Source organism: Shewanella olleyana (genome assembly GCF_023283825.1).
In the GTDB taxonomy this organism is placed as follows: domain Bacteria; phylum Pseudomonadota; class Gammaproteobacteria; order Enterobacterales; family Shewanellaceae; genus Shewanella; species Shewanella olleyana.
Genome location: NZ_JAKILD010000005.1, coordinates 107945 through 128954 on the forward strand (window position 1 = coordinate 107945; position 21010 = coordinate 128954).

20 protein-coding genes are annotated in these 21010 nt (G+C 43.7%); all 20 read right to left on the reverse strand.

Annotated features, from left to right (window positions below; all coding sequences use genetic code 11):
• Position 1: 1 nt before the first annotated feature.
• On the reverse strand, positions 2-1567 hold the full coding sequence (locus L2735_RS05310) for an HAL/PAL/TAL family ammonia-lyase (protein WP_248983719.1): 1566 nt from the start codon (positions 1565-1567) through the stop codon (positions 2-4).
• Positions 1568-1571: 4 nt separating this feature from the next.
• Positions 1572-3332, reverse strand: a complete 1761-nt coding sequence (locus L2735_RS05315; protein WP_248983720.1) for a glycosyltransferase family 2 protein — start codon at positions 3330-3332, stop codon at positions 1572-1574.
• Complete coding sequence (locus L2735_RS05320; RefSeq protein ID WP_248983782.1) at positions 3329-3703, reverse strand: ApeI family dehydratase; 375 nt, start codon at positions 3701-3703, stop codon at positions 3329-3331. Before L2735_RS05320 ends, L2735_RS05315 begins: the two co-directional genes overlap by 4 nt.
• Positions 3696-5063: an AMP-binding protein gene (locus tag L2735_RS05325; RefSeq protein ID WP_248983721.1), complete on the reverse strand. Its 1368-nt coding sequence runs from the start codon at positions 5061-5063 to the stop codon at positions 3696-3698. Before L2735_RS05325 ends, L2735_RS05320 begins: the two co-directional genes overlap by 8 nt.
• Complete coding sequence (locus L2735_RS05330; RefSeq protein WP_248983722.1) at positions 5056-5607, reverse strand: COG4648 family protein; 552 nt, start codon at positions 5605-5607, stop codon at positions 5056-5058. The genes L2735_RS05325 and L2735_RS05330 overlap by 8 nt, the downstream gene beginning before the upstream one ends.
• Positions 5607-5855, reverse strand: a complete 249-nt coding sequence (locus L2735_RS05335) for an acyl carrier protein (RefSeq protein WP_153912389.1) — start codon at positions 5853-5855, stop codon at positions 5607-5609. Before L2735_RS05335 ends, L2735_RS05330 begins: the two co-directional genes overlap by 1 nt.
• Positions 5856-5863: 8 nt before the next feature.
• Positions 5864-6118 (reverse strand): phosphopantetheine-binding protein, encoded by a 255-nt coding sequence (locus L2735_RS05340; RefSeq protein ID WP_153912387.1) that lies wholly within the window; start codon positions 6116-6118, stop codon positions 5864-5866.
• Between the two features lie 28 nt (positions 6119-6146).
• Positions 6147-7010, reverse strand: coding sequence for a lysophospholipid acyltransferase family protein (locus tag L2735_RS05345; RefSeq protein ID WP_248983723.1), 864 nt, complete (start codon positions 7008-7010; stop codon positions 6147-6149).
• 6 nt (positions 7011-7016) lie between these two features.
• The gene (locus L2735_RS05350; RefSeq protein ID WP_248983724.1) at positions 7017-7790 is read right to left on the reverse strand and encodes a beta-ketoacyl synthase chain length factor; all 774 of its coding nucleotides are present in this window, start codon (positions 7788-7790) and stop codon (positions 7017-7019) included.
• Positions 7791-8039: 249 nt separating this feature from the next.
• Positions 8040-8906 carry a DUF3014 domain-containing protein gene (locus tag L2735_RS05355; protein WP_248983725.1) on the reverse strand — a complete coding sequence of 289 codons (867 nt, stop codon included), beginning with the start codon at positions 8904-8906 and terminating at the stop codon, positions 8040-8042.
• A 132-nt stretch (positions 8907-9038) separates the two neighbouring features.
• Positions 9039-11114: an ATP-dependent DNA helicase RecG gene (gene recG / locus L2735_RS05360; RefSeq protein WP_248983726.1), complete on the reverse strand. Its 2076-nt coding sequence runs from the start codon at positions 11112-11114 to the stop codon at positions 9039-9041.
• A gap of 224 nt (positions 11115-11338) precedes the next feature.
• The gene (locus L2735_RS05365; protein WP_248983727.1) at positions 11339-11962 is read right to left on the reverse strand and encodes a response regulator transcription factor; all 624 of its coding nucleotides are present in this window, start codon (positions 11960-11962) and stop codon (positions 11339-11341) included.
• Between the two features lie 24 nt (positions 11963-11986).
• On the reverse strand, positions 11987-13150 hold the full coding sequence (locus L2735_RS05370) for a sensor histidine kinase (protein ID WP_346348123.1): 1164 nt from the start codon (positions 13148-13150) through the stop codon (positions 11987-11989).
• Positions 13151-13226: 76 nt separating this feature from the next.
• On the reverse strand, positions 13227-13904 hold the full coding sequence (locus L2735_RS05375; RefSeq protein WP_248983728.1) for a tetratricopeptide repeat protein: 678 nt from the start codon (positions 13902-13904) through the stop codon (positions 13227-13229).
• A gap of 247 nt (positions 13905-14151) precedes the next feature.
• Complete coding sequence (locus tag L2735_RS05380) at positions 14152-15078, reverse strand: calcium/sodium antiporter (RefSeq protein ID WP_248983729.1); 927 nt, start codon at positions 15076-15078, stop codon at positions 14152-14154.
• Between the two features lie 175 nt (positions 15079-15253).
• Entirely contained in the window at positions 15254-16909 is a 1656-nt protein-coding gene (locus tag L2735_RS05385; protein WP_248983730.1) for an AMP-binding protein, read from the reverse strand.
• Positions 16910-17305: 396 nt separating this feature from the next.
• Positions 17306-17689, reverse strand: a complete 384-nt coding sequence (locus tag L2735_RS05390) for a RidA family protein (RefSeq protein ID WP_248983731.1) — start codon at positions 17687-17689, stop codon at positions 17306-17308.
• A 164-nt stretch (positions 17690-17853) separates the two neighbouring features.
• A complete protein-coding gene (gene spoT, locus L2735_RS05395) occupies positions 17854-19968 on the reverse strand; it encodes a bifunctional GTP diphosphokinase/guanosine-3',5'-bis pyrophosphate 3'-pyrophosphohydrolase (RefSeq protein WP_248983732.1) in 2115 nt (704 codons plus the stop codon).
• A gap of 13 nt (positions 19969-19981) precedes the next feature.
• Entirely contained in the window at positions 19982-20260 is a 279-nt protein-coding gene (gene rpoZ / locus L2735_RS05400) for a DNA-directed RNA polymerase subunit omega (RefSeq protein ID WP_102531199.1), read from the reverse strand.
• A 60-nt stretch (positions 20261-20320) separates the two neighbouring features.
• The gene (gmk, locus tag L2735_RS05405) at positions 20321-20944 is read right to left on the reverse strand and encodes a guanylate kinase (RefSeq protein WP_248983733.1); all 624 of its coding nucleotides are present in this window, start codon (positions 20942-20944) and stop codon (positions 20321-20323) included.
• Between the last annotated feature and the right edge of the window lie 66 nt (positions 20945-21010).

Consider the following 21010-nt stretch of genomic DNA (forward strand, 5'->3'; position numbering starts at 1 on the left):
ATCAGCAAACCTCCCACTGACCCAGTTGAATCTTTTCAACGGTTTGACGTAAAACCGCTTCCAGTGGGCGATCTTCAGTCAACAACTCAAAATCTTCGCTCACTTGTGAAACAGTTTTTGCCAATGACGGCGTTAACGAATCCTGAGCCAACTCGTTTTGCGCAATCCGTAAGTGAATACCTTGAGTCATGGCCAATAATGCCGCTGCAGCTACTTGTTCAGTGAGCTGCAATACGCGCATGCAATCTCGGGCTGCGATAGTGCCCATGCTGACTTTATCTTGGTTATGACACTCTGTTGAGCGAGAGAAGACACTGGCTGGCATGGTATTTTTTAACGCTTCAGCCGTCCAAGCGGATACGCCAATTTGTACCGCTTTGAAACCATGGTTTATCGCTTGTCGAGCGCCCACTGATGCAGATAAGTTAGCCGGTAAACCATTATTAAACTTCGGGTCCATCACTAGCGCCATTTGCCTATCAATTAAGTCTGCTAAGTTGGCAACGGTGTTTTTCATCGAATCCATTACAAAGGCAATGTGGCCACCGTAGAAGTGTCCACCATGAAGAATATGCTCACCTTCGCCATCAACAATAGGGTTGTCATTGGCACTGTTTAATTCTGTTTCAATGAACTGGCGCATAAATGGCAATGCATCTTGCAGCACGCCAATGATGTGCGGTGCACAACGAATCGAATATCGGTCTTGTAATCTGTCTGAGTTTCTTGGATGAGTGTGATGATTTAAATCTTCACGGATCCAAGTGGCAATTTGATTTTGACCAGGATGAGGTTTGGCATCAAATAAGATGTCGTCAAAATGGTTCGAATTTCCTTTAAGGGTAAGCGACGCCATTGCAGTTATACGACTTGATAAGCGAGCAAGGTACTGGGCACGATCATAAGCTAAACAGGCTAAAGCCGTCATCACTGCAGTACCGTTCATTAACGCTAAGCCTTCTTTAGGTCGCAGCGTTAATGGCACAATATTGAGCTCAGCATACACCTCTTTGGTTGGGCGGCGCTTGCCTTGATAAACCACATCTCGCTCGCCAATTAATACCGCAGCTAAGTATGATAACGGGGTTAAGTCACCGCTAGCTCCTACTGAACCTTCTTCAGGAATAACGGGCGTAATATCAAGATTGAGCAATAACTCAATGCGTTGTAATAACTCATAAGTGACGCCAGATTTACCCACTGCCAGTGAGTTTAATCGGCAGGCCATAACCGCTCTAGATTGCATTGGCGAGAAAATATCACCTAAACCACAACCATGAAATCGAGATAAGTGCAGCGGCAATTCATGGACTAAATCAAGCCCAACAGTCACGGTACATGAGTCACCGTAACCGGTTGTCACCCCATAAACCACGCCTTCTTCGTTAAGTAGGCTATCAATAAATCTGGCCCCTTTTTGAATGTATTCTTGGTATTGCGGCGTGTCGGTTAACTTAACAGGTGCGCCTTTAGCGACACTGACGACTTGCTCTAAGCTAATCGAGCGCTGACCAAAGTTTACCGTTGCCAAGGTCGATGATGCTGAAGATGGAGTAGATTGGCTCATGGTATTACTGTTCCTGCTGAGTATTAGATGGATTTTGCTGTGACTGACTAGGGTTATTTTTAGTCTCATTTCTAGTCTGCGTCGATTCAGACTGCACTCTTTGTGAGTGTTCGTCGCGACGCCAAAAATCATAAAAGTTAAACCATTGCAGCGGTTGGCTGGTGGCAAAGTGCTCAAGGCGGCGGCTATATTCGGTGGCAGCTTGAGCTAATCGTTCAGTTCGGCCTTTACGAGGGCCTTTTAAGCTGTCTGACAAGTGTTCTACATGGACACGATAACGACCTTGTTCTTGCAAGCAGAACATGGTGTAAACCGGACAATCAAGTAGACCTGCAAGAATAAATGGGCCTTGAGGAAATGCAGCTTGCTGGTCGATAAAGTCGTTATAAAATACCCGTCCAGCAGTATCGGATGAGGTGCGATCAGCGGCGATGACCACTAACTCGCCTGCGGCAATTTTATCTTGCAGTAGCATTGCGGTACTTGGACCAAGTTCATTGACCTGAATCAGATTTAAATCACTATTTGGGTTTAGCTGCTTAAGTACATTATTAAAGTTTGCTGCATGGCTTGTGAGCACCATAACATTGACCTTAACTTGTTGCTGGTGGATTGAAATAGCGCGGCACAGTTCGAGATTACCAAGATGAGACACTAATAAAACCGCACCTTGGCCAGATGCCACTTGGTCGGCTAAAACGTGTCGGTCGGGGAAGTCCACTTGCGCGAGTTTAATCCGATCGCACCAAGCATCAATTCTGTCTAAGGCAGCATTACCAAAAGCAAAGAAATGCTTAAGGCTATCTCGCCACGTGATGGGATCTGATAATTGCTCATGCTGAGGGTGTTTGAGTTTTACGCGGCGTAAAAAATCCATCGACGCTGTTCTTGCTGTGACTCCAGTGAGGAAGAAGTAGCAAATAACAGGATACATAATGGCTCTACACAGCCAATGGCCGCCTAAACGATAACTATCGGCAATGAGTTTAATTCCCCAATAGCTGCCACGTTCACCCATAGCAGACCAATGTTTGTTAGCGTTTTTTTTTGAAAGTATTTTCGGTAACCGTTTCAGCATGCCGAAAAATAATCCCGTATGCATTGCCGAGATACGAATATTGTCTTTCACGCCCTGAAAGTGGCTAATGCCATCTTCAGGGTAAATGACTTTGGTGGGAATGTGGATGACAGGTACACCTTGCCAGTGCAATTTCACCATGATTTCGATATCAAAATCCATTCGCTCGCCTAAAGCTTGCTCGCGAAAAAGCTGCTCTGTTGCGGCTAAAGGGTAAACCCTAAAACCGCACATGGAGTCTTGAATATCAAAGCTTAAGGTTTCAACCCACACCCAAAAATGAGTGATATAGCGGCCGTAAAGTCGGCCTTTTGGCACCGATTCATCGTATTGGGGTTTACCAGAAATCAGCGCAAGTGGCTGCGCTTCAATGGCTTCAATCATGGTTGGAATATCGTCTAAACAGTGCTGACCGTCGGCATCAATCTGTAATGCATGGGTAAAGCCATCGGCAAATGCTGCACGCAGTCCTGTAGTCACAGCTGCGCCTTTGCCACGATTAAAAGGGTGGGTAAGTAAGGTTACCCAGTCATATTGTTCGGCGAGTGATTGCAATAAGTAACGGGTTTCATCATTACTACCATCATTAATCAAATAACAAGGTAGGCCAAATGGCTCCAAAGCGATTAAGGTATCTGCAATGGCTTGTTGATGATTGTAATTAGGAATAATAAGAGCCAGCTTCATGAATGGCTTTCCTTATCTTGAGTCGTGGCTAACGCAATACGGCCAGAAGCATAACGCTTGTCACCATCACGATAACTGAAGGTCAGTTTAGATTTTTCAGGGTTATGACTGATAAATAATTCGACCTGACTATCAGGCAACATCAGCTGCTGAAACTTAAGCACTTCAAGGCTTGCGACTTCAGTTTGGTAGCCAAAAGCCTGACAACCCAGTTGAATAGCCCAATCAAGTTGGGTCACGCCAGGTAACACAGCTTGCTCATCAAAGTGACCTTTAAAGTAGTCGAGGTCTGCAGCGACAAATATTTGCCAACAGATCCCTTCGTCAGTGGTTTGCTGAGCAATAATTTCGGGTAAAGCTGATTTAATCATCATTGAATACTGTTAATAATTCCGTTTGAATACGCTTACCTTGTTCGTTCAGTGGTAAGGTTTCTGGGTAGCGCCAACGACGAGGTAATGTCACTCGCTCGAACTCGCTTAATAAATGCTTTTTAAGATGATTGTTAACGCTTAACTTACCTGATTCATCAAGTTGGCTAAGGCCTTCATCTGTTAACGTAATGGCGGCGCCAAGCATCAGTCGAGGCTCTGTTAATTGCACCACTGCCGCTTCTTTTACAAATGGATGAGTACACAATAAGCTTTCCATTTGGGCCAGTGATAAGCGCTTTTCTTCAACTTTAACGATGCGATCTAGTCGATGCAGCAGACTAAAGCGACCGTCGGCAGCAAGTTCAATTTTGTCATCACACTTGAACCATTCGGAATCTGAGTCCAAATAAGGTGACTTGATCATCAGTGCGCCATCTTCTGGCGCCGCAGAAATATCAATTTTACTGAATGGCAGCCAAGTTCGATTTGGTGACATTTGACGACGGTAAGCAATACCACCGGTTTCTGTGCTGCCAAAGACTTCAATAGGGAACTGGCCATAACAGGTATGGATGTGCTGTGATGCTTCGTAGCTTAGTGGTCCGCCTGAGCTAAAGATAAGGCTGGGTGCCAATTGCTGTTGTTCAAACTCAAGGGCTTCTGGTAACCGTGATAACTGAGCAGGACTACTCACCAGACAAAGGTTTGGCATTAATGCGATGTAGTAACTCAAGGTCTCAGGGTATTCAATTAAGTCACTTAAAAAAGGGCGACTGGCGGCTAATGGCCACAAAATTTTGAACAGTAAACCATAAATATGTTGGTGAGAGACGGTCGAAACCACACTGCATTGGGGCAACCTTGAAGCAAAAGTGCTTTCAAGTACGCTGACTTCGGCATCGAGTTGTTCAATGGATTTTTCAACGGCTTTAGGCTCACCACTGCTGCCAGAGGTGAATAGGACTAAATCACCAATCTGTGATGATTGCGGCCAAGGTTTATTGGCAAGCCCCATTTCTTTTTTTAATAAAATAAAATGCTTAACTTCTGATAATGGCTGATCGGCAATTACGCCATCGAAGGCATGGTTTAGCTCGTTTAATGTGCCGCCTTGGGTATTTGAAGGCAATACCACTTGCTTACCTGCAAGTAAGGCTGCGCAAATACCAGCAGCAAATAAATCACTGGTTTCAGCAGCTAATAACCAACGCTTTATTGGGCTCGCATTGAGCTGTTCAAATAAATGGGCAACATGGGCGGTAAACAACGAACCCGTTACGATGTCATGATGATTGAAACTAATCAGTTGTTGCGTTTTAGGGCCCGTATTAAGCCAGTTTATCAGCAAGTTATTCATGTTTTTTCAACCAAAAGTTGCGGTATATCCATTCTCCACCGAGCAATAACCCCATGAAGATATAGGCAATTAATCCATTATAAAGTGTCCACAATTCCAATGTGGCAAACTCTGCAGTATAAAACGCAGCTAAACCGTTAATGATAAATAATCCGCACCAAAGTCGAGTGACATTATTTAAATATGGAATGGCCGAGTCTGGTAAATCAGGCTCTTTTAACTTAGCCAAGCGTTCAATCATGCTTGGGCCATTTTTTAGCGAGTAGCTAAACAAACCCAGCATGGTTAAGTTAATCACCACAGGGTAGTACAACAACCAATCGTTTCGTTTGGCGATAAAACTGGCTGCGGTTAATCCAATGCCCACTAATATCGGGAGCGCCATGGTTTTTAACTGCTGTTTATTTAGCACCAATCGAGCAATTAATATCGCACAAAGCAATAACGCGATAGTGCCTGGTGGAAGGTACTGCAAGCCAAAGTAAACTGCTAACGGGTAACAGATAATGACGATGGCAGTCACGATTTGCAGTAGCAGCACCATTAGTCTTTCATTAAGCCTTCAATGGCATTCACTACATCTTCAACCGTGCGCACGGTTTTAAACTGTTCTGGCTGAATCTTCTTGCCAGTCATCTGTTGTAGCTTAATCACTAAATCGACGGCATCAATACTGTCTAAATCTAATGACTCATAAAGCGAGGCGTCTAGGCTGATATCTTCAGCTTCGATTTCAAATTCATCGACTAAGATTTGAGTCAACATCTCAAGGATTTGATCACGATTTTGCATGATAACTCCTAAGAACGCTGAGATTCGATAAAGCTAGCTAAACTAGCAACACTGAAAAAGTGAGCTTTTGTGGCATCAGAGTTTGCTTCGATTTTTATGTCGAATTGTTTTTTAATTGCCAAGCCTAATTCAAGTGCATCAATCGAGTCTAACCCCAGACCTTCACCAAAAAGCGGTGCATCGGTTTCAATATCATCAATACTGACATCTTCTAAATCGAGGCAGTCGATAATGAGTTGTTTAATTTCGTTATGTAGATTCATATTCATATTCTAATTTTGTTGATTGTAATTATGTCTTCGTCGTTACAGAAAACGGCGGTAGCGCGGTTATCTGTTGCGAATAAAGCTGCTCTAACTCTCTGGTTAGTACTCGAGCCATTTTTGCGTCACTACTTTGACTAGTATCATACCTCAGGTGGTCAAAAGCTGCGCCGATTTCTACTGACATATTTACAGTTTGCCTAGGAGGCTCGTACCAAGGCTGTTGCTTAGTGAGTCCAGCCACATCGACATGGAGCATTACTGGGAGGATGTCAGTATGAGTGCGAATAGCAATGTTAGCCGCACCTCGAGCAAATGGATTAAATTTAGTGCCAACCACTGTGCGGGTGCCTTCCGGAAAAATGATCAAATTGGTTTGGCGATTTAGCACCTGCTGGCAATCTGTTAAAAGTAGGTCAGCGCCGCGATTTGGGATGTAACCTGCAGACGAGAGAACGCCTCGCATAAATGGATTACGCCACAAAGCTTGTTTAACAATACAGCCCGCATTAGGCATTAGGCTGATTAATACCACAACGTCGATGAGCGTGGGGTGGTTTGCAATCACAATCACCCCTTTAGCATTCGTTAATGCTTGGGTGTGCTGACTGTGAACTTTAATGAGTCCGGTAAAGCTGAGCATCCACACAAAGCCTTTAAACATGATGTGTACGGCTTTTTGTACCCTGGCGATTCGTCGCTGCTTTGAACCTGGCCAAAAACGTAGTACAGGTAAAACGGTAAGTGAGCTCAATAAGCCCCCTAGGCCAAACACCACGTAACACATCACTCCGCCAATCCAGCGTGGGATGTAAGCTATACCCGTTAAATAAGGGAAAGGCTTAGGTTTAGCTTGACCATGGTAGTGGCTATTTTCTGGAGTTTGGCTCATCAGAGGTTATCGCATGTCAGGTTCAAGTGGCTGAGTTAACTGCCAGTGCCAATGACACAATTGGCCCGATAATGATTTTTGGCAAGCAATGGCGTTGATGAGTTCAGCAAAGGTGAGTGCTTTTACTGTATCGTCGCTATCTGGCTCACTGGCTGTTTGGGGCAAGGCTGTTTGGGTTAAGGTAAGCTGCGCAATAGCAGGTTGCTTATCATTATTTGCAGGCGCTAAATACAAGCCTAATGCTAACGGCAACTCAAATTCTTGAGTGTATTGATTATAAACAGGTGGCACAGGATCATCACCAAACACCAATAATACTGGCGCAGGGTTTTCTACGAGTTGCGCGTAAGCTTCGATAACTGCTTGAGATAAGGTTTCTTCGCCAGCTGCAATAGAGGTTGAGGCGGCTGTATTACCACTCACCATGCCATAAATGCCGCTGGCAGTATTGTGCACGGATTGACTAAAGGCGAGGGGAGATAAGGCTTCTTTGCTTACAATATCTTGTAATAACCCGAGAGTGCGGGTGAGCTCGCCGTGTCTTGAAGCAAATACACTACGACAGTTGTTAGCAGGCTGACAATCATGGGCAGCAGTCAACATCATTTTAGTTAAACGACTAAAACGGCGACGCTGCATAGCGGGAACGTGAGCTAATGCAGGGGATGTTTTATTGTCTGATGACGCTGTGACGTTATTATCCCAATTGAGCCAGCTTTCTTTATCTTGAAAGTCGACAGACCAGGCGCCCCACGAAAGAATATCAAATACTAATTGCACTACATTGCCTCTGATATGACTCAGTAATCCCTAGCTGAGAATTTTGTGCTGTTGGATAGATAGAATTGGTATTAACTAGCTGTTCTAAAATCGCTATCAGATTGTACCGTAATACCTGCGATTTGATGAAGCTTTTTCAATGGCTGAAAAATAAAAAAGTAGCGGCACTTATGCCACTACTTTCTTTACACGGTAAAACCTAATTTTTAACTACACTAAAATTTATAATTAAGCTTTTATAGCAATAACTTATTTTGCTAATTCTTGCTGTAGTTTTCTAACGGCAGCTTTAATCTTACGTGTGTTTTCTGGCCCCATTCGTACCATGAATTTCTGCACGTTGGGTAGGGCTTCAAGCTTAGTATCAACAAATTGATAATTCACACTGATTGACGAAAGCTCAATAGGATCTTCGATAATCGGTGCAGCTAAGATCATTTTAAATGCATCTTGCATGCGATCTTCAAAGGTCATGTCACCATAGCCTAGTTCATCAAATGCTTGATTAAATAGAGGAGATAGCTCTTCAAAGGTGCTAACCAGTTGCTCGTCATTCATACCTGAAATCATATCTGCGTATAAATCGTAGCGGTGGTAACTGTCTGGGTTTAAATAGGTTTTGTTGGTAATCTCACTCACACTAAAGCTGTCTTTCGGGCCTTTTAATGGGCTCGCTTTGCGGATGACTTCACCTTGGGCCATATTATCGACAAATACTACAAACTGGCGGGCAATATCTTTTTTCAAAATGATCGATTCGATTTTCATGCCATCAGCCATATCGATGGTCTTTTGCTCGACAAAATCATCACTTTCAGTCAGTGCCGGTAATGGTTCAACCACCACTTCAGGTTCGGCAGGAAGCACTTCTGGCTCAATGACTTCAGGTTCTACAATCACTTCTTCAATCGGTTCTTGCTCAATAGGTTGCTCAGGCACAGGTTCAGGTAGTTGAACCGGAATAGGCTCAATGACTTCAGGTTCTTTCTCTGAAGTAAAATAAAAATAACCCGCAGCCGCTAATAATACGGCTACAGTGATTCCGATGACGCCTGCATTGCTACCACTGGCTTTGTTTGACTGTGGTGTCGCTCTGTCTTCTTGATTGACTTGCATTTCTATTCCTTAGCTTTAAACGCCGAAAGTGGAACTGAACACGGGATAAAAGTATTTAACCTTAAGCTCAAATCTCATTCTGCAATATTCTTAACGCTTGTCTAGTGATAACAGACTTAGGTTAACAATAATTTATGCTTGTACGTATTGTTGGCGATCACCTAACCAGCGATGAATGATGCCATCAACATTATCAGGGACTTGCTGCATCACATGTCCTGCTAGCTTTTGAGTATTCTCAATTAAATACTGGTCCCTGACTAAATCTGCAATTTTCATTTCAGCCAGCCCAGTTTGACGAGTGCCGAGCACTTCCCCAGGGCCGCGAATTTCTAAATCTTTTTGAGCAATCACAAAGCCATCGCTACTTTCTCTTAAGACACCTAAACGTTTGGTGGCCGTTTGAGATAAAGGGGCTTTGTAAAGTAATACACAGTGACTGGCAATGGAGCCACGTCCTACTCGGCCACGTAATTGATGAAGTTGCGCTAAACCTAATCGCTCTGGGTTTTCAATGATCATTAAACTGGCATTGGGCACATCAACGCCCACTTCAATGACTGTGGTAGCCACTAATAAATGTAGCTCACCTGCTTTAAATTGGGCCATTATTTGCTGCTTTTCGGCGCTTTTCATGCGCCCATGTACTAGGCCAATTTTAAGCTCGGGCAGTAAGCGGCTAAGTTCTTCTGCTGTATCTTCAGCAGCTTGGCACTCTAAGACTTCCGACTCTTCGATTAAGGTACAAACCCAATAGATTTGTCGATTGTCGTTAAGCGCCGCTTGTTTTACTCGTTCAATGATTTGATCGCGTCGGTTATCGCTAATAGCAACGGTGGACACAGGAGTACGCCCTGGTGGTAACTCATCAATCACTGAGGTTTCTAAATCAGCGTAAGCTGTCATTGCCAGCGTACGCGGAATTGGGGTCGCGGTCATAATCAATTGATGCGGATGAAAACCTTGGCTAACCCCTTTTTCACGTAAACCTAAACGTTGGTGCACACCAAAACGATGTTGCTCATCAATGATGATTAACGCGAGTTTGTTGAAGCTAACTTGCTCCTGAAAAATAGCATGAGTGCCAATCACCATTTGAGCGCTGCCATCTGCAATGTCAGCAAGGGATTGCGCACGAGCTTTACCTTTTAACTTACCCGCAAGCCACCCAATTTTTAGCCCCAGAGGTTCAAACCAAGCGGCAAAATTAACCGCATGTTGTTCAGCTAACAGTTCAGTGGGCGCCATCATGGCGACTTGGTAGCCGTTTTCAATCGCTTGCAGTGCGGCAAGTGCAGCCACAAGGGTTTTACCTGAACCAACATCACCTTGCACCAAGCGCATCATAGGGGTTGGTTTTTCGATATCTAGCGAAATGTCTGCGCCAACCCTTTGCTGAGCGCCAGTAGGCTTAAAGGGTAAAGAGGTTAAAAATGGATTTAATAACTGGCCTGTCGCTGGCAAAGTCACAGCTTTATCGAGATTGTTTCGCTGACGCAGTTTAAGCATACTTAAGTTGTGAGCCAACAGTTCTTCTTGCACTAACCGCTGCTGCGCGGGGTGCATACCCAGCTCTAAGTCGGCTTGGGCAATATCATTGGGTGGTCGATGAATAAGCTGTAAAGCTTGGCCAATACTCATGTTATTGGGCTGCAACTCAATTGGCAGCAATTCGCTTAGGCCGCCTTGGGACAATTTATTAAGTGCTTGCTCAGTAAGCTTGATCCAACTGGCTTGTTTGAGGCCTTCAGTGGATGGGTAAATTGGCGTGAGTGAATCACTTAAGGCAGGGTTTTCGCCTTCTTTGATAATTTTGTATTCTGGATGAATTATCTCAAAGTGACGTTTGCCGCGTTTGATTTCGCCATAGGCACGGATAATGGCGCCGTTTTGCATGCCATTGCGCTGGGCGACAGAGAAATTGAAAAAACGTAATGTCAGCATACCGCTGTCGTCAGCAATAGTGCAGGTCAGCATCCGTCTGCGACCGGGGACAATTTGAGTCGAGATAATCTCAGCTTCAACGGTGCCATACATGGCAGGGTATAATCCGGCAATAGGGTAGATTTGGGTGCGGTCTTCGTAGCGCATAGGTAAATGAAACAGCACATCTTGTACTGTTTTGATACCCAGCTTCTCGAGCTTTTCAGCGACTTTTTTAGCGACGCCTTTTAAGTCGGTTATAGGAACCTGATCCAATGGTTGCAAATCCACAATGCCTTTATATTGTCAGTGACGACTATATTTACGAATTACCTTTCACTCTTTTAGGGTTTAACTAAATAGAGTTATCCCAAGAGTTATCCAACTCACTATTCAGCGTTAATGCTTGCTAGGGACGATAGTACTGTAAATATATACAGATATATGGCTTATCTTAGCAGAGTTTTAAAACAAGGCAATAATATTACCCAATTCTATGCTAAGCGACTCTATAACCAGCCTTTTTGTTTGGCAATACGGGCGGCATCGATGCGATTGGTGGCATTGAGTTTACTGATGGCCTCCGACAGGTAGTTTCGCAACGTCCCTTCAGCAATAAATAATTGAGCTGCAATATCACTGGTGGTTAATCCTTCACTGGCAAGCCTTAGGGCTTTGCGTTCTTTGTCATTTAGCGGGTCGATATCACCAATGGCGCTTATGGCAAGTTCAGGGTCGATGACCTTCTTGCCTGACATCACTTGCTTAATCGCAGAGAGCAAGCTCTCAGTTGGCGCATCTTTTAACAAGAAACCTTCAACACCAGCGCTTAATGCACGTTTGATATAACCTGCACGGCCGAAGGTGGTTAAGATAATAATCTTGGTTTTGTGGTCTGATTCGGCTTGAAAACCTTGTAGCCATTGGGCCAGCTCAAGTCCTGTGTGTTGCGGCATTTCAATATCACTTAACAGTAAATCATATGAATGCTGCTTTAATAACGCCATTGCTTGAGCACCATCTTCTGCCTCAGTCACTTCAACTTGGCCAAGCTCAGTATCATCGGTAAGTGTTAATAACGCGGAAAGTGCACCGCGTACCATGGCCTGATCTTCAGCCAGCAAAATTTTCATTAATTAATATCCTTATTAGATTCTTCATTTGCAGCTGGATTCGGTAAAGCTATCAGTGGATAGAGGCAGTGAAATCGTGAATCGATATCCATCGGTAATATCATAACTAAATTGGCCAGCAAGTAGCTCAACACGCTCTCTTATACCTTTAATGCCATTGCCTTCAACAATGTCTTTAGCTGCAGCGTTGTCACTGAATTGAATGTTGATTTGGTCATTAGCTGATTCAAATTGCCACAGACACTGAGTCGCATTGCCGTGCTTAATCGTATTATTGACCAGCTCTGTAAACATCAGTCCTAATTGCGACTCGACTAAGCTGGGCATAGTCGGCAGCGAGCCACTGACATGAACCTCTATGCTTTGCTCGCGCAAAAGCTCGGTTAATTGCTGTAGCGTGTTGGCAAGCCCTTTATGTTTATAGTCTGATACGGTTTGGCGTATTTGGCTTAAACTGTCTCGAGCGATATCAGCAAGCTGCTTAAGGTGCTCTTGAGCTAAAGGTAAGTTGCCTGTTTCAACTAACTTCTCAGCCAGCTGGGCTTTAAGGGCAATTGAGGACAAGTTGTGACCCATAATATCGTGTAAATCTCGGGCAATACGTTCACGCTCTAATGCAGTCGCAAGACTGGCGATTTCATCTTTAGATTGGCGCTGTTGGCGTCTTACTCGTTCATTATTGTGCTCGATGACACCAAATACACCGACAACAAACACGATAAGCATGCCATAAAGCGGGAAGTAATAGCCCTGAAAACCAACTAGGTAATCAAGTATCCACAGCCAAGTCGAAATAATGATAAAACTTATCACAGCTGTGCGAAGTGAATAGAAAAAACCAATAAAGAACGCAGCAAAGCTGAAAAATGAAATTGCACCAGCGGTAAAGGGGGCGGCAATACTCGCCGTGAACAGCATTAAGCCGATGGGGTAAATGGCCTTTGTTGATGAACTTTTATATGCCCAAAAGTAGCTATATAAAAAAGGCACCAACAGCAGCAGGCTGACACTGACTCTTAATAAATCATCCTGTAAAAAATACAAAGGAATAAAGTAAAAAATCAAATTGATCAGATACACCCATGCTGTTTTTTGCTTATAAGCTCTTTCTGGGTGGCAAATATCTTGAGTGGTCATATCCTTGTGAACCATTCCTTGTTTGTTGGCTGATAATTGTGGGTTATTCATAACCTTTCCTTAAGAAGTTAACATACTGCTACTCATTAACAATGGGTAGCAGTTGCTATCGTTATCTAATATTGGGTTATTCAGCTGCAGGTGGGTTTAACAGAAAGTTAGCCCATGCGTATTTAGGATCAATATCGATAGCTTGTTGCCAGTCTTGCTCTGCGCCTTGTTGATTACCTAACTCTTGTTGAGCAAGTCCACGCCACGTATACGCTTCGCTGTGTCCCCAGCAAATGTCATCACAAGGGTTTTGATAACGCTCAATGGCAACTGAAGCAAATTGTTTGGCTTTTTCCATGCCTCCACCGTATTCCGTAGGGGTATAAAAGGCACTCATGGCTTTGACTAGTGCAATGCGAGGGTTATTAGGTGTTAACTGTTCTGCGCGCTCAAGTAGCACACCAGATTTCATCCCTAATATTTGCCCTTTGCTTGGGTCTGCTGATATTTGCATGCCATAAACTGAGGCGAGTAATGCCATTGATTCAGCATCATCTTCACGAGTAAGAATACTTTCTAAGGTTGATTGTGCTTCATCAAGAGCACGTTTTGAAACGCTACGTTGACCAACAATATTCGCTGTAATTGCTGTGCGGTATTCTGCATAAGCATGTTCGTAATCCACGCTTTGTTCACTAATCTGTTTAAGCTCATTGATGTTCATTGTGTTGGCAGCGGCATCAATTGCGCTGATATCTGCCAAGCTGCTATGGCTGACTAATGACAAGGTTACTGCGATAAATAATGTTTTCATGATTAACTCCGTTTAACTCAATTTAGTGTGGGTTGTTTTTTAGTACAGAGCTAGTATTCAAGATTTGGCTAAATTAGTGCAGGCACAAACGTCATCAGTTTGGTGTGACAAATGTCATGGATGTATTTTCAATGGCGTAAAATGCAAAACGCCAGCCTATTGCATCAATAGACTGGCGCTTGAAAAAGGCTAGCGTTTAAAAGACTGGCTTTGAAATAGACCTGTGTTTGAAAAGAGGAGTGAAGCCTTACGCTTGCAAGACTAAATAACCGATATAACCAAGATAACTGAGAACTAAAAAGCTAGCTTCACGGCGACCTATACGCAGCCCTGTATAAGCAAAAGGCAGTAATACCATCGCCAGCGCTATCATAGTGAACCAATCAAGGGAGCTAATTTCGCTGTTCAAAATTGGATGAATTAACGCTGTTACACCTAAAATACCTAAGATATTAAATAGGTTTGAGCCAATAACGTTGCCAATGGCAATATCACTTTCGCCTTTCATTGCCGCAACGATAGAGGTAACTAACTCTGGCATGCTTGTCCCAATCGCGACGATGGTTAAGCCGATAATCACTTCACTAATGCCAAACGATTTCGCCATAGCAACCGCGCCATCAACAAATAAAATACCACCGCCCACAAGCATAGAAATACCAATAATGATTAATACTATTGATAGCCAATTACTTTGTGAATTCGCCGCTAAACCTTCGTCATTACTTTGCTTGTCTGCAGTAAAATAGCTAAAAGATAAGTAACCGACGAGCAAGGTTGTCAGCAACATTCCATCCCAAATGCTTAAGCCCCCATCTAATAATAAGCTCCAAAACAGCACTGAAGCGGCAATCATGATTGGAATATCACGGCGCACCATTTGTGATTCAATTTTTATTGGACGAATGAGTGCGGTAATACCCAAAATTAAACCGATATTGGCAATGTTTGAGCCAATTACGTTACCTAATGCGATGCCACTATTGCCCGCCATCGCAGACTTTACACTGACCGCAAGCTCAGGTGCACTGGTACCAAAAGCCACAATGGTGAGACCGATGATTAACGGCGTCAGTCCTAATTTTAGTGCTATCTGACTCGCACCTCGCACTAGGGCTTCAGCTCCTATGGTTAGGATTAAAAAACCGCCAATAATCGATAGTAGAATTAACATGATTAACGCTCACAAGTGGGGTAAATCGAAAAGGATGGCAAGCATAGAGCCTTTTGTACTTTGCGCAATTTAATTTAGTGGTTGCAGGGTTAAATTTCGTTAATTCAGCCAATAAAAAGGGCGCACTAAATAGTGCGCCCAATAGGTTAATCAATGTCGAAAGTATCCCTGCAAGTTACAGCTCGTCTTCCCAAGTTACTTTAGCACCACGTACACCATCAACTTTAGCGCTAAATTGCTTTTCAAGTACATGACGCTTAATTTTTAACGTTGGTGTTAGCGCATCATTTTCAACAGTCCAAGGTTCAGTCACCACAACAACAGCATCCACATGTTCATGTGATTCAAGATTTGGATTAATGCTATCAAGTGTTGCTTTAAGCGATGAGCGCACTTCTTCACGAGGTTGCAAAGCTGAGCCTTCAGATAACTGCACTAAGGCCACAGGATGTGGTAAACCAGACCCAATCACACATAACAATTCAATATGTGAATCTTGGGCTAACTTACGCTCAATTGGCACTGGCGCAACATACTTACCTTTAGAGGTTTTAAAGTTATCTTTTACACGACCAGTAATTGAAATGTAGCCATCTTCATCGATTTCACATAAATCACCGGTATGGAAAAAACCATCTTCATCAAAACAAGCTTTGGTGGCTTCTTCTTGCTTATAGTAGCCCGTCATTAAACCAGGGCTTTTAACCATTAGCTCGCCATCATCAGTGCGGCGCACTTGGCAGCCTTCGACTGGGCGACCCACGGTGCCAATTTTACTGACATCGAATGGGAAGTTAATAATTGAATAAGCACAGTTTTCGGTCATACCCCAAGCTTCTGAGATATTCATTCCAATTTTGTTGTACCACTCCAATTGTGTCGGCGGAATTGGCGCAGAACCAGAACCTAATAAGCGGCAATGCTCAAGGCCCAATCCTTTTTGAATCTTACGTTTAACTAGGCTGCTAATAATGGGGATTTTAAGTAAGAAGTCCAGTTTAGCTTCACCCGCTTTATTAATAATGTTGAGCTGAAACAGAGTCCATAAACGCGGCACTGAAAAGAATACTGTCGGTCTACAGCGCTGAACGTCAGCCACAAACGAATCTAGGCTTTCAACAAATGCAACCGAAGAGCCTGAATAGAAAGACGAGCCTTGAATAGCCACACGTTCAGTAATGTGCGCTAAAGGCAGGTAAGACAATAAGCGATCTGCAGTATTGGTTTTTAAATCACGCACTACCGCCTCACAAGTCCAGCCGTAGCTACCAAAGGTCTGCATTGCACCTTTAGGTTTACCGGTTGAACCTGAGGTATAAATTAACGTCATCATTTGCTCAGCTGATGGCGTAGGTGCATCAACGAGTGGGGTGCCTAATTCAAGGAACTTTTCCCAATGGTACTGAGCGGGCATAGTTTCGTATGGCATAGAAATACGTAGAATTTCGCCACCGACACCGGCTTCTTGATCAGCCCAGTAATCTAATTTACCCGTGAAAATGGCTTTCGCGCCGCTATGTTCAAGGACATAACGAATCGTTTCTGCGTTGGCAGTCGGATAAATTGGCACACTGATATAGCCGCCATACATTAAGGCTAAGTCGGTGATAAACCACTCGGCGCAGTTTTTTGATAACACAGCAATTTTATCACCTGGCTCAAGGCCTAAATGACGTAACGCGCCCGCTACTTGCTGTACTTTTTGTTGTACTTCACGCCAGGTAAAGTCAACGTATTGACCATTAATTGGTTGGCGTAAATATACCGTGTCGCCTTGAGTCTCAACCCAGTGCGATAACATTTCTACCGGCGTTTTCATTAGATTTTCCATCGACAATTCCGTGTTCGTTTTTGTTTTAATGTAGGACGTACATATTTCAATGTCATTAACGCAATAATCTATTGTAATCGGATTGAATATCTAAGCAGTTCAGACCAGTCTCAATTAGCTTTAAATGGGCTTTATGCAGTAAAAGCGAATGGCTATTACTGGATGAAAAACCTTAAAGCTTATTTCGACCAGCCCCCATTGAACGGTAAGATATTGAATAAGATTGGTATCAGTATGGCTTTATAAAGATACCTGCGCAAACGATAACCTATAAAATTTAGGTAATTACGACTAATAAACTAGCAGGTTTCGCTGAAAAGTGAACCACTATCGAGTAATAGCTCTAATAAAAAGGGCGCCATTAGGCGCCCTGTAGTGGAAAAGTCGGTTTGTGACCTAGATCTCCATTATTCCATCCATTTCGACTAAAGAGCCTTTTGGCAGCTGTTTTACCCCAATTGCAGCTCGTGCTGGGTAAGGTTGAGTGAAATAACGCGCCATAATTTCATTTACAGTGGCAAAGTGCGATAAATCAATCAGGAAAATATTTAGCTTAACGATATCAGCCATGGTGCCGCCAGCAGCTTCAGTCACAGCAGTTAAGTTTTCAAATACTTGAACCACTTGATCAGAGAAGTCATCGCTAACCATTTCCATGGTGCTTGGTACGAGTGGGATTTGGCCCGATAGGTAAACAGTGCTACCTACTTTTACAGCTTGAGAATATGTGCCAATTGCTTGTGGAGCTTTATCGGTTGCGATAATGATTTTTTCTGCCATGACGCCCTCTACGAATTTAAAATCTGCGAGATGAATAAAAGATGCAAACACACCTAAACCGAGTGAGTCAGTTAGGAGAGTTAAATCAGCAAACAAACCTAAGCTGACTCATAAAGTTAGAGTTATTCAGCTTAGGAAAGTGAGATATTAGGTTAGCAATCTTACTAGCGATTACGTGAGGTACGCAAGACTTCCGGTAATACACGAATACGGCGCATTACATTAGCGAGGTGAACACGGTCGTCGACCGAGATACGCAGATTGATTAAATAAACTCGACCATCACGTTCTTCAGTGCTCAAGTTATGAATATTTGAGCCAGCAGCTGCGATGATATTGGTAATTTTAGCCAAAGCGCCTTGATGGTTAACAATCTCAACTCGAAGGTTTGCTTGGTAAGTTTCGCCTTCAACATTATCCCAATGGACTGGAATATACTTGTCTGGCTCGCCTTGATAACCTCGGATGTTGGCACAGTTTTCCATATGGACCACTAAGCCCTTGCCTGGACTTACATGGGCAACAACGGCATCACCTGGAATAGGACGACAACAGTTAGCAAAGGTCACTAGCATACCTTCAGCACCACGGATCGGCATCAAGTGCTCTTCGGTGTCGTCATCGTTATTGGTTGTTGTCAGTTTTTTACCTAACAAACGCTGAGCAATAACAATACTCATGGCGTTGCCTAAACCGATATCAGCAAGTAATGAAGCTAAGTCGTCATGCTTGGTTTCTGAAATCACTTTTTCGAGCAGATCTGGATCTATGCTATCAAGCTTGGTTTCACCCAAAGCGTGATTTAATAGGCGTTTACCTAGTGCTACCGCATCGTCACTGGTTAAGCTCTTTAAGACTTGGCGTATTTTGCCACGGGCTTTACCGGTTACCACAAAGTTTAGCCACGCCGCATTAGGGCGGGCGCCTTTGGCAGTAATAATCTCAACGGTTTGACCGGAGATTAATGGTTGGCTTAACGGGTAAGCTTGACGGTTAACACGAGCACCAACACAGGTATTACCTACATCGGTATGCACTTCGTAAGCAAAATCGACAGCAGTCGAGTTGACGGGTAATTCTAAAATACGGCCTTCAGGGGTGAAGACGTAAATTTCCTCAGGGAATAGTTCGGTTTTAACGTTTTCCACAAACTCAAACGAACTACTGGCACTTTGTTGCAGTTCCAGCAAGCTTTGCATCCACTTATGGGCGCGAATTTGAGTGGTACTTTGTTGTGAACTATTGGTGCCGCTCTTATACATCCAGTGAGCAGCAACCCCTTTGTCCGCCATCAGATCCATTTCTTCAGTACGAATTTGTACTTCAACAGGAACCGCATGAGGGCCAAATAATGAGGTATGCAATGATTGGTAACCATTGGCTTTTGGTATGGCAATATAATCTTTAAAGCGGCCAGGATGTGGCTTATAAAGACCATGCATGGCACCTAATACGCGGTAACAGGTATCAATGGTATCGACCATGACTCTGAACGCATAAATGTCCATGACTTCTTGAAACTGCAGTTCTTTATTGCTCATCTTACGATAGATGGAATAAAGGTTTTTCTCACGACCTTTGACGGTGCCTTTAATGCCGGCATCTTCAAGGCGAGTCGTAATAGCAGCTTCAATACTGTTAATCAGTTCTTTTCTATTACCACGGGCTGCTTTAACCACTTCTTTAAGCACACGATAACGCATTGGATAGTAGGCTTGGAAACCTAAATCCTCTAACTCGCTTTTGATATTGTGAATACCAAGACGGTTGGCGATCGGCGCATAAATCTCTAAGGTTTCGCGAGCAATACGACGACGTTTGTCAGGACGTAATGCCCCCAAAGTACGCATGTTATGCGTTCTATCAGCAAGCTTGATTAAAATAACGCGGATATCCTGCGTCATTGCCATCATCATCTTGCGGAAGTTTTCAGCTTGGGCTTCTTTTTTATCGCGAAACTTAATTTTGTCGAGTTTTGACACGCCTTCGACAAGTTCAGCCACAGTAACGCCGAATAACTCAGTGAGTTCTTCTTTAGTAACTGGGGTATCTTCGATGGTGTCATGAAGCAGGGCTGCCATTAATGTCTCGTGATCAAGACGCATGTCAGCCACGATGCGGGCTACCGCAACGGGATGGGTAATATAGGGTTCGCCACTTGTGCGCATTTGCCCTTCATGGGCATCACGCGCAACAATGTACGCCTGCTTGAGTAATTCTACTTGCGCGGGTTCTAAATAACCTGACGCAGACTCCTTAAGACCTTCAAACAGATACAAGTGGCGCTACTCCTTAAAGTGAACGGCCTTCAGCAATTGCTGCAACAGCGGCAATTTCAGCTGCTTCGCGTTCACGAACAGTTTGACGCTCATCAGCGTCTAATGTGTTAGAGGTGACTAAGCCTAATTCGATTTCGCGTAAAGCGATAACCGTTGGCTTATCATTCATCTCTTCAACCATTGGGTCTTTACCTTGCACAGCGATTTGGCGTGCACGACGCGCTGCAACCAGGATCATATCAAAACGGTTGCCGATTTGTTCTACGGCGTCTTCTACAGTTACGCGAGCCATGTGGTGAAACTCCAGTGTTATATATGGGAAAAAATGACGCAAAATTGTACACTATGACAATTAATCTGCCAATAGATCGCTAATCATATCATTGTGAGTATGGATCTGACTAGCACAGGTTGATCTTTGACTGCGAATGATCGCGCAAAGATCGCCTAAAGCGACATCAAAATCATCATTTACTATAATATAATCTGCATCTTTATAGTGTGACATTTCAGATACGGCCTCAGCCATACGTCCATCAATCACGTCTTGGCTGTCTTGACCACGGCCTGTTAGGCGGCGTTCAAGCTCAGCTCTCGAAGGAGGTAAAATAAATACCCCAATTGCTTCAGGCATGAGTTTTTTTACTTGTTCGGCGCCTTGCCAATCAATATCTAAAAATACATCAATACCGTTTGCTAATGTTTGTTCAATAACCTTGCGGGAGGTGCCGTAATAGTTGCCAAACACTTCAGCCCATTCAAAGAAAGCTTCTTCAGCAATTAATGCCTTAAATTCTTCAACCGAGACAAAGTGATAATGTTGACCATTCACTTCACCTGGGCGAGGCTGACGGGTGGTGTGAGACACTGACACTTGCATGTCGCTTGGCTTATCTTTTAATAATGCAGAGATAAGTGAAGACTTACCGGCGCCACTTGGGGCAGACACAATAAATAGATTTCCACGAGCGCTCATAGTGCAATTTCCAACCAGATTATTTATCAGGCCGAGTATTATACTCAAAGCGATGCAATTTGCGAG

Bases quoted from the DNA above. Each gene is read 5' to 3' on its own strand.
- rpoZ (WP_102531199.1), bottom strand. From the start codon at position 20,260: ATGGCTCGCGTAACTGTAGAAGACGCCGTAGAACAAATCGGCAACCGT.
- gmk (WP_248983733.1), bottom strand. From the start codon at position 20,944: ATGAGCGCTCGTGGAAATCTATTTATTGTGTCTGCCCCAAGTGGCGCC.
- L2735_RS05385 (WP_248983730.1), bottom strand. From the start codon at position 16,909: ATGGAAAATCTAATGAAAACGCCGGTAGAAATGTTATCGCACTGGGTT.
- L2735_RS05365 (WP_248983727.1), bottom strand. From the start codon at position 11,962: ATGAAAATTTTGCTGGCTGAAGATCAGGCCATGGTACGCGGTGCACTT.
- L2735_RS05330 (WP_248983722.1), bottom strand. From the start codon at position 5,607: ATGGTGCTGCTACTGCAAATCGTGACTGCCATCGTCATTATCTGTTAC.
- L2735_RS05355 (WP_248983725.1), bottom strand. From the start codon at position 8,906: ATGCAAGTCAATCAAGAAGACAGAGCGACACCACAGTCAAACAAAGCC.
- L2735_RS05390 (WP_248983731.1), bottom strand. From the start codon at position 17,689: ATGGCAGAAAAAATCATTATCGCAACCGATAAAGCTCCACAAGCAATT.
- L2735_RS05340 (WP_153912387.1), bottom strand. From the start codon at position 6,118: ATGAATCTACATAACGAAATTAAACAACTCATTATCGACTGCCTCGAT.
- L2735_RS05345 (WP_248983723.1), bottom strand. From the start codon at position 7,010: ATGAGCCAAACTCCAGAAAATAGCCACTACCATGGTCAAGCTAAACCT.
- L2735_RS05335 (WP_153912389.1), bottom strand. From the start codon at position 5,855: ATGCAAAATCGTGATCAAATCCTTGAGATGTTGACTCAAATCTTAGTC.
- L2735_RS05320 (WP_248983782.1), bottom strand. From the start codon at position 3,703: ATGATTAAATCAGCTTTACCCGAAATTATTGCTCAGCAAACCACTGAC.
- L2735_RS05315 (WP_248983720.1), bottom strand. From the start codon at position 3,332: ATGAAGCTGGCTCTTATTATTCCTAATTACAATCATCAACAAGCCATT.
- L2735_RS05325 (WP_248983721.1), bottom strand. From the start codon at position 5,063: ATGAATAACTTGCTGATAAACTGGCTTAATACGGGCCCTAAAACGCAA.
- L2735_RS05380 (WP_248983729.1), bottom strand. From the start codon at position 15,078: ATGTTAATTCTACTATCGATTATTGGCGGTTTTTTAATCCTAACCATA.
- L2735_RS05375 (WP_248983728.1), bottom strand. From the start codon at position 13,904: ATGAAAACATTATTTATCGCAGTAACCTTGTCATTAGTCAGCCATAGC.
- L2735_RS05370 (WP_346348123.1), bottom strand. From the start codon at position 13,150: ATGAATAACCCACAATTATCAGCCAACAAACAAGGAATGGTTCACAAG.
- L2735_RS05310 (WP_248983719.1), bottom strand. From the start codon at position 1,567: ATGAGCCAATCTACTCCATCTTCAGCATCATCGACCTTGGCAACGGTA.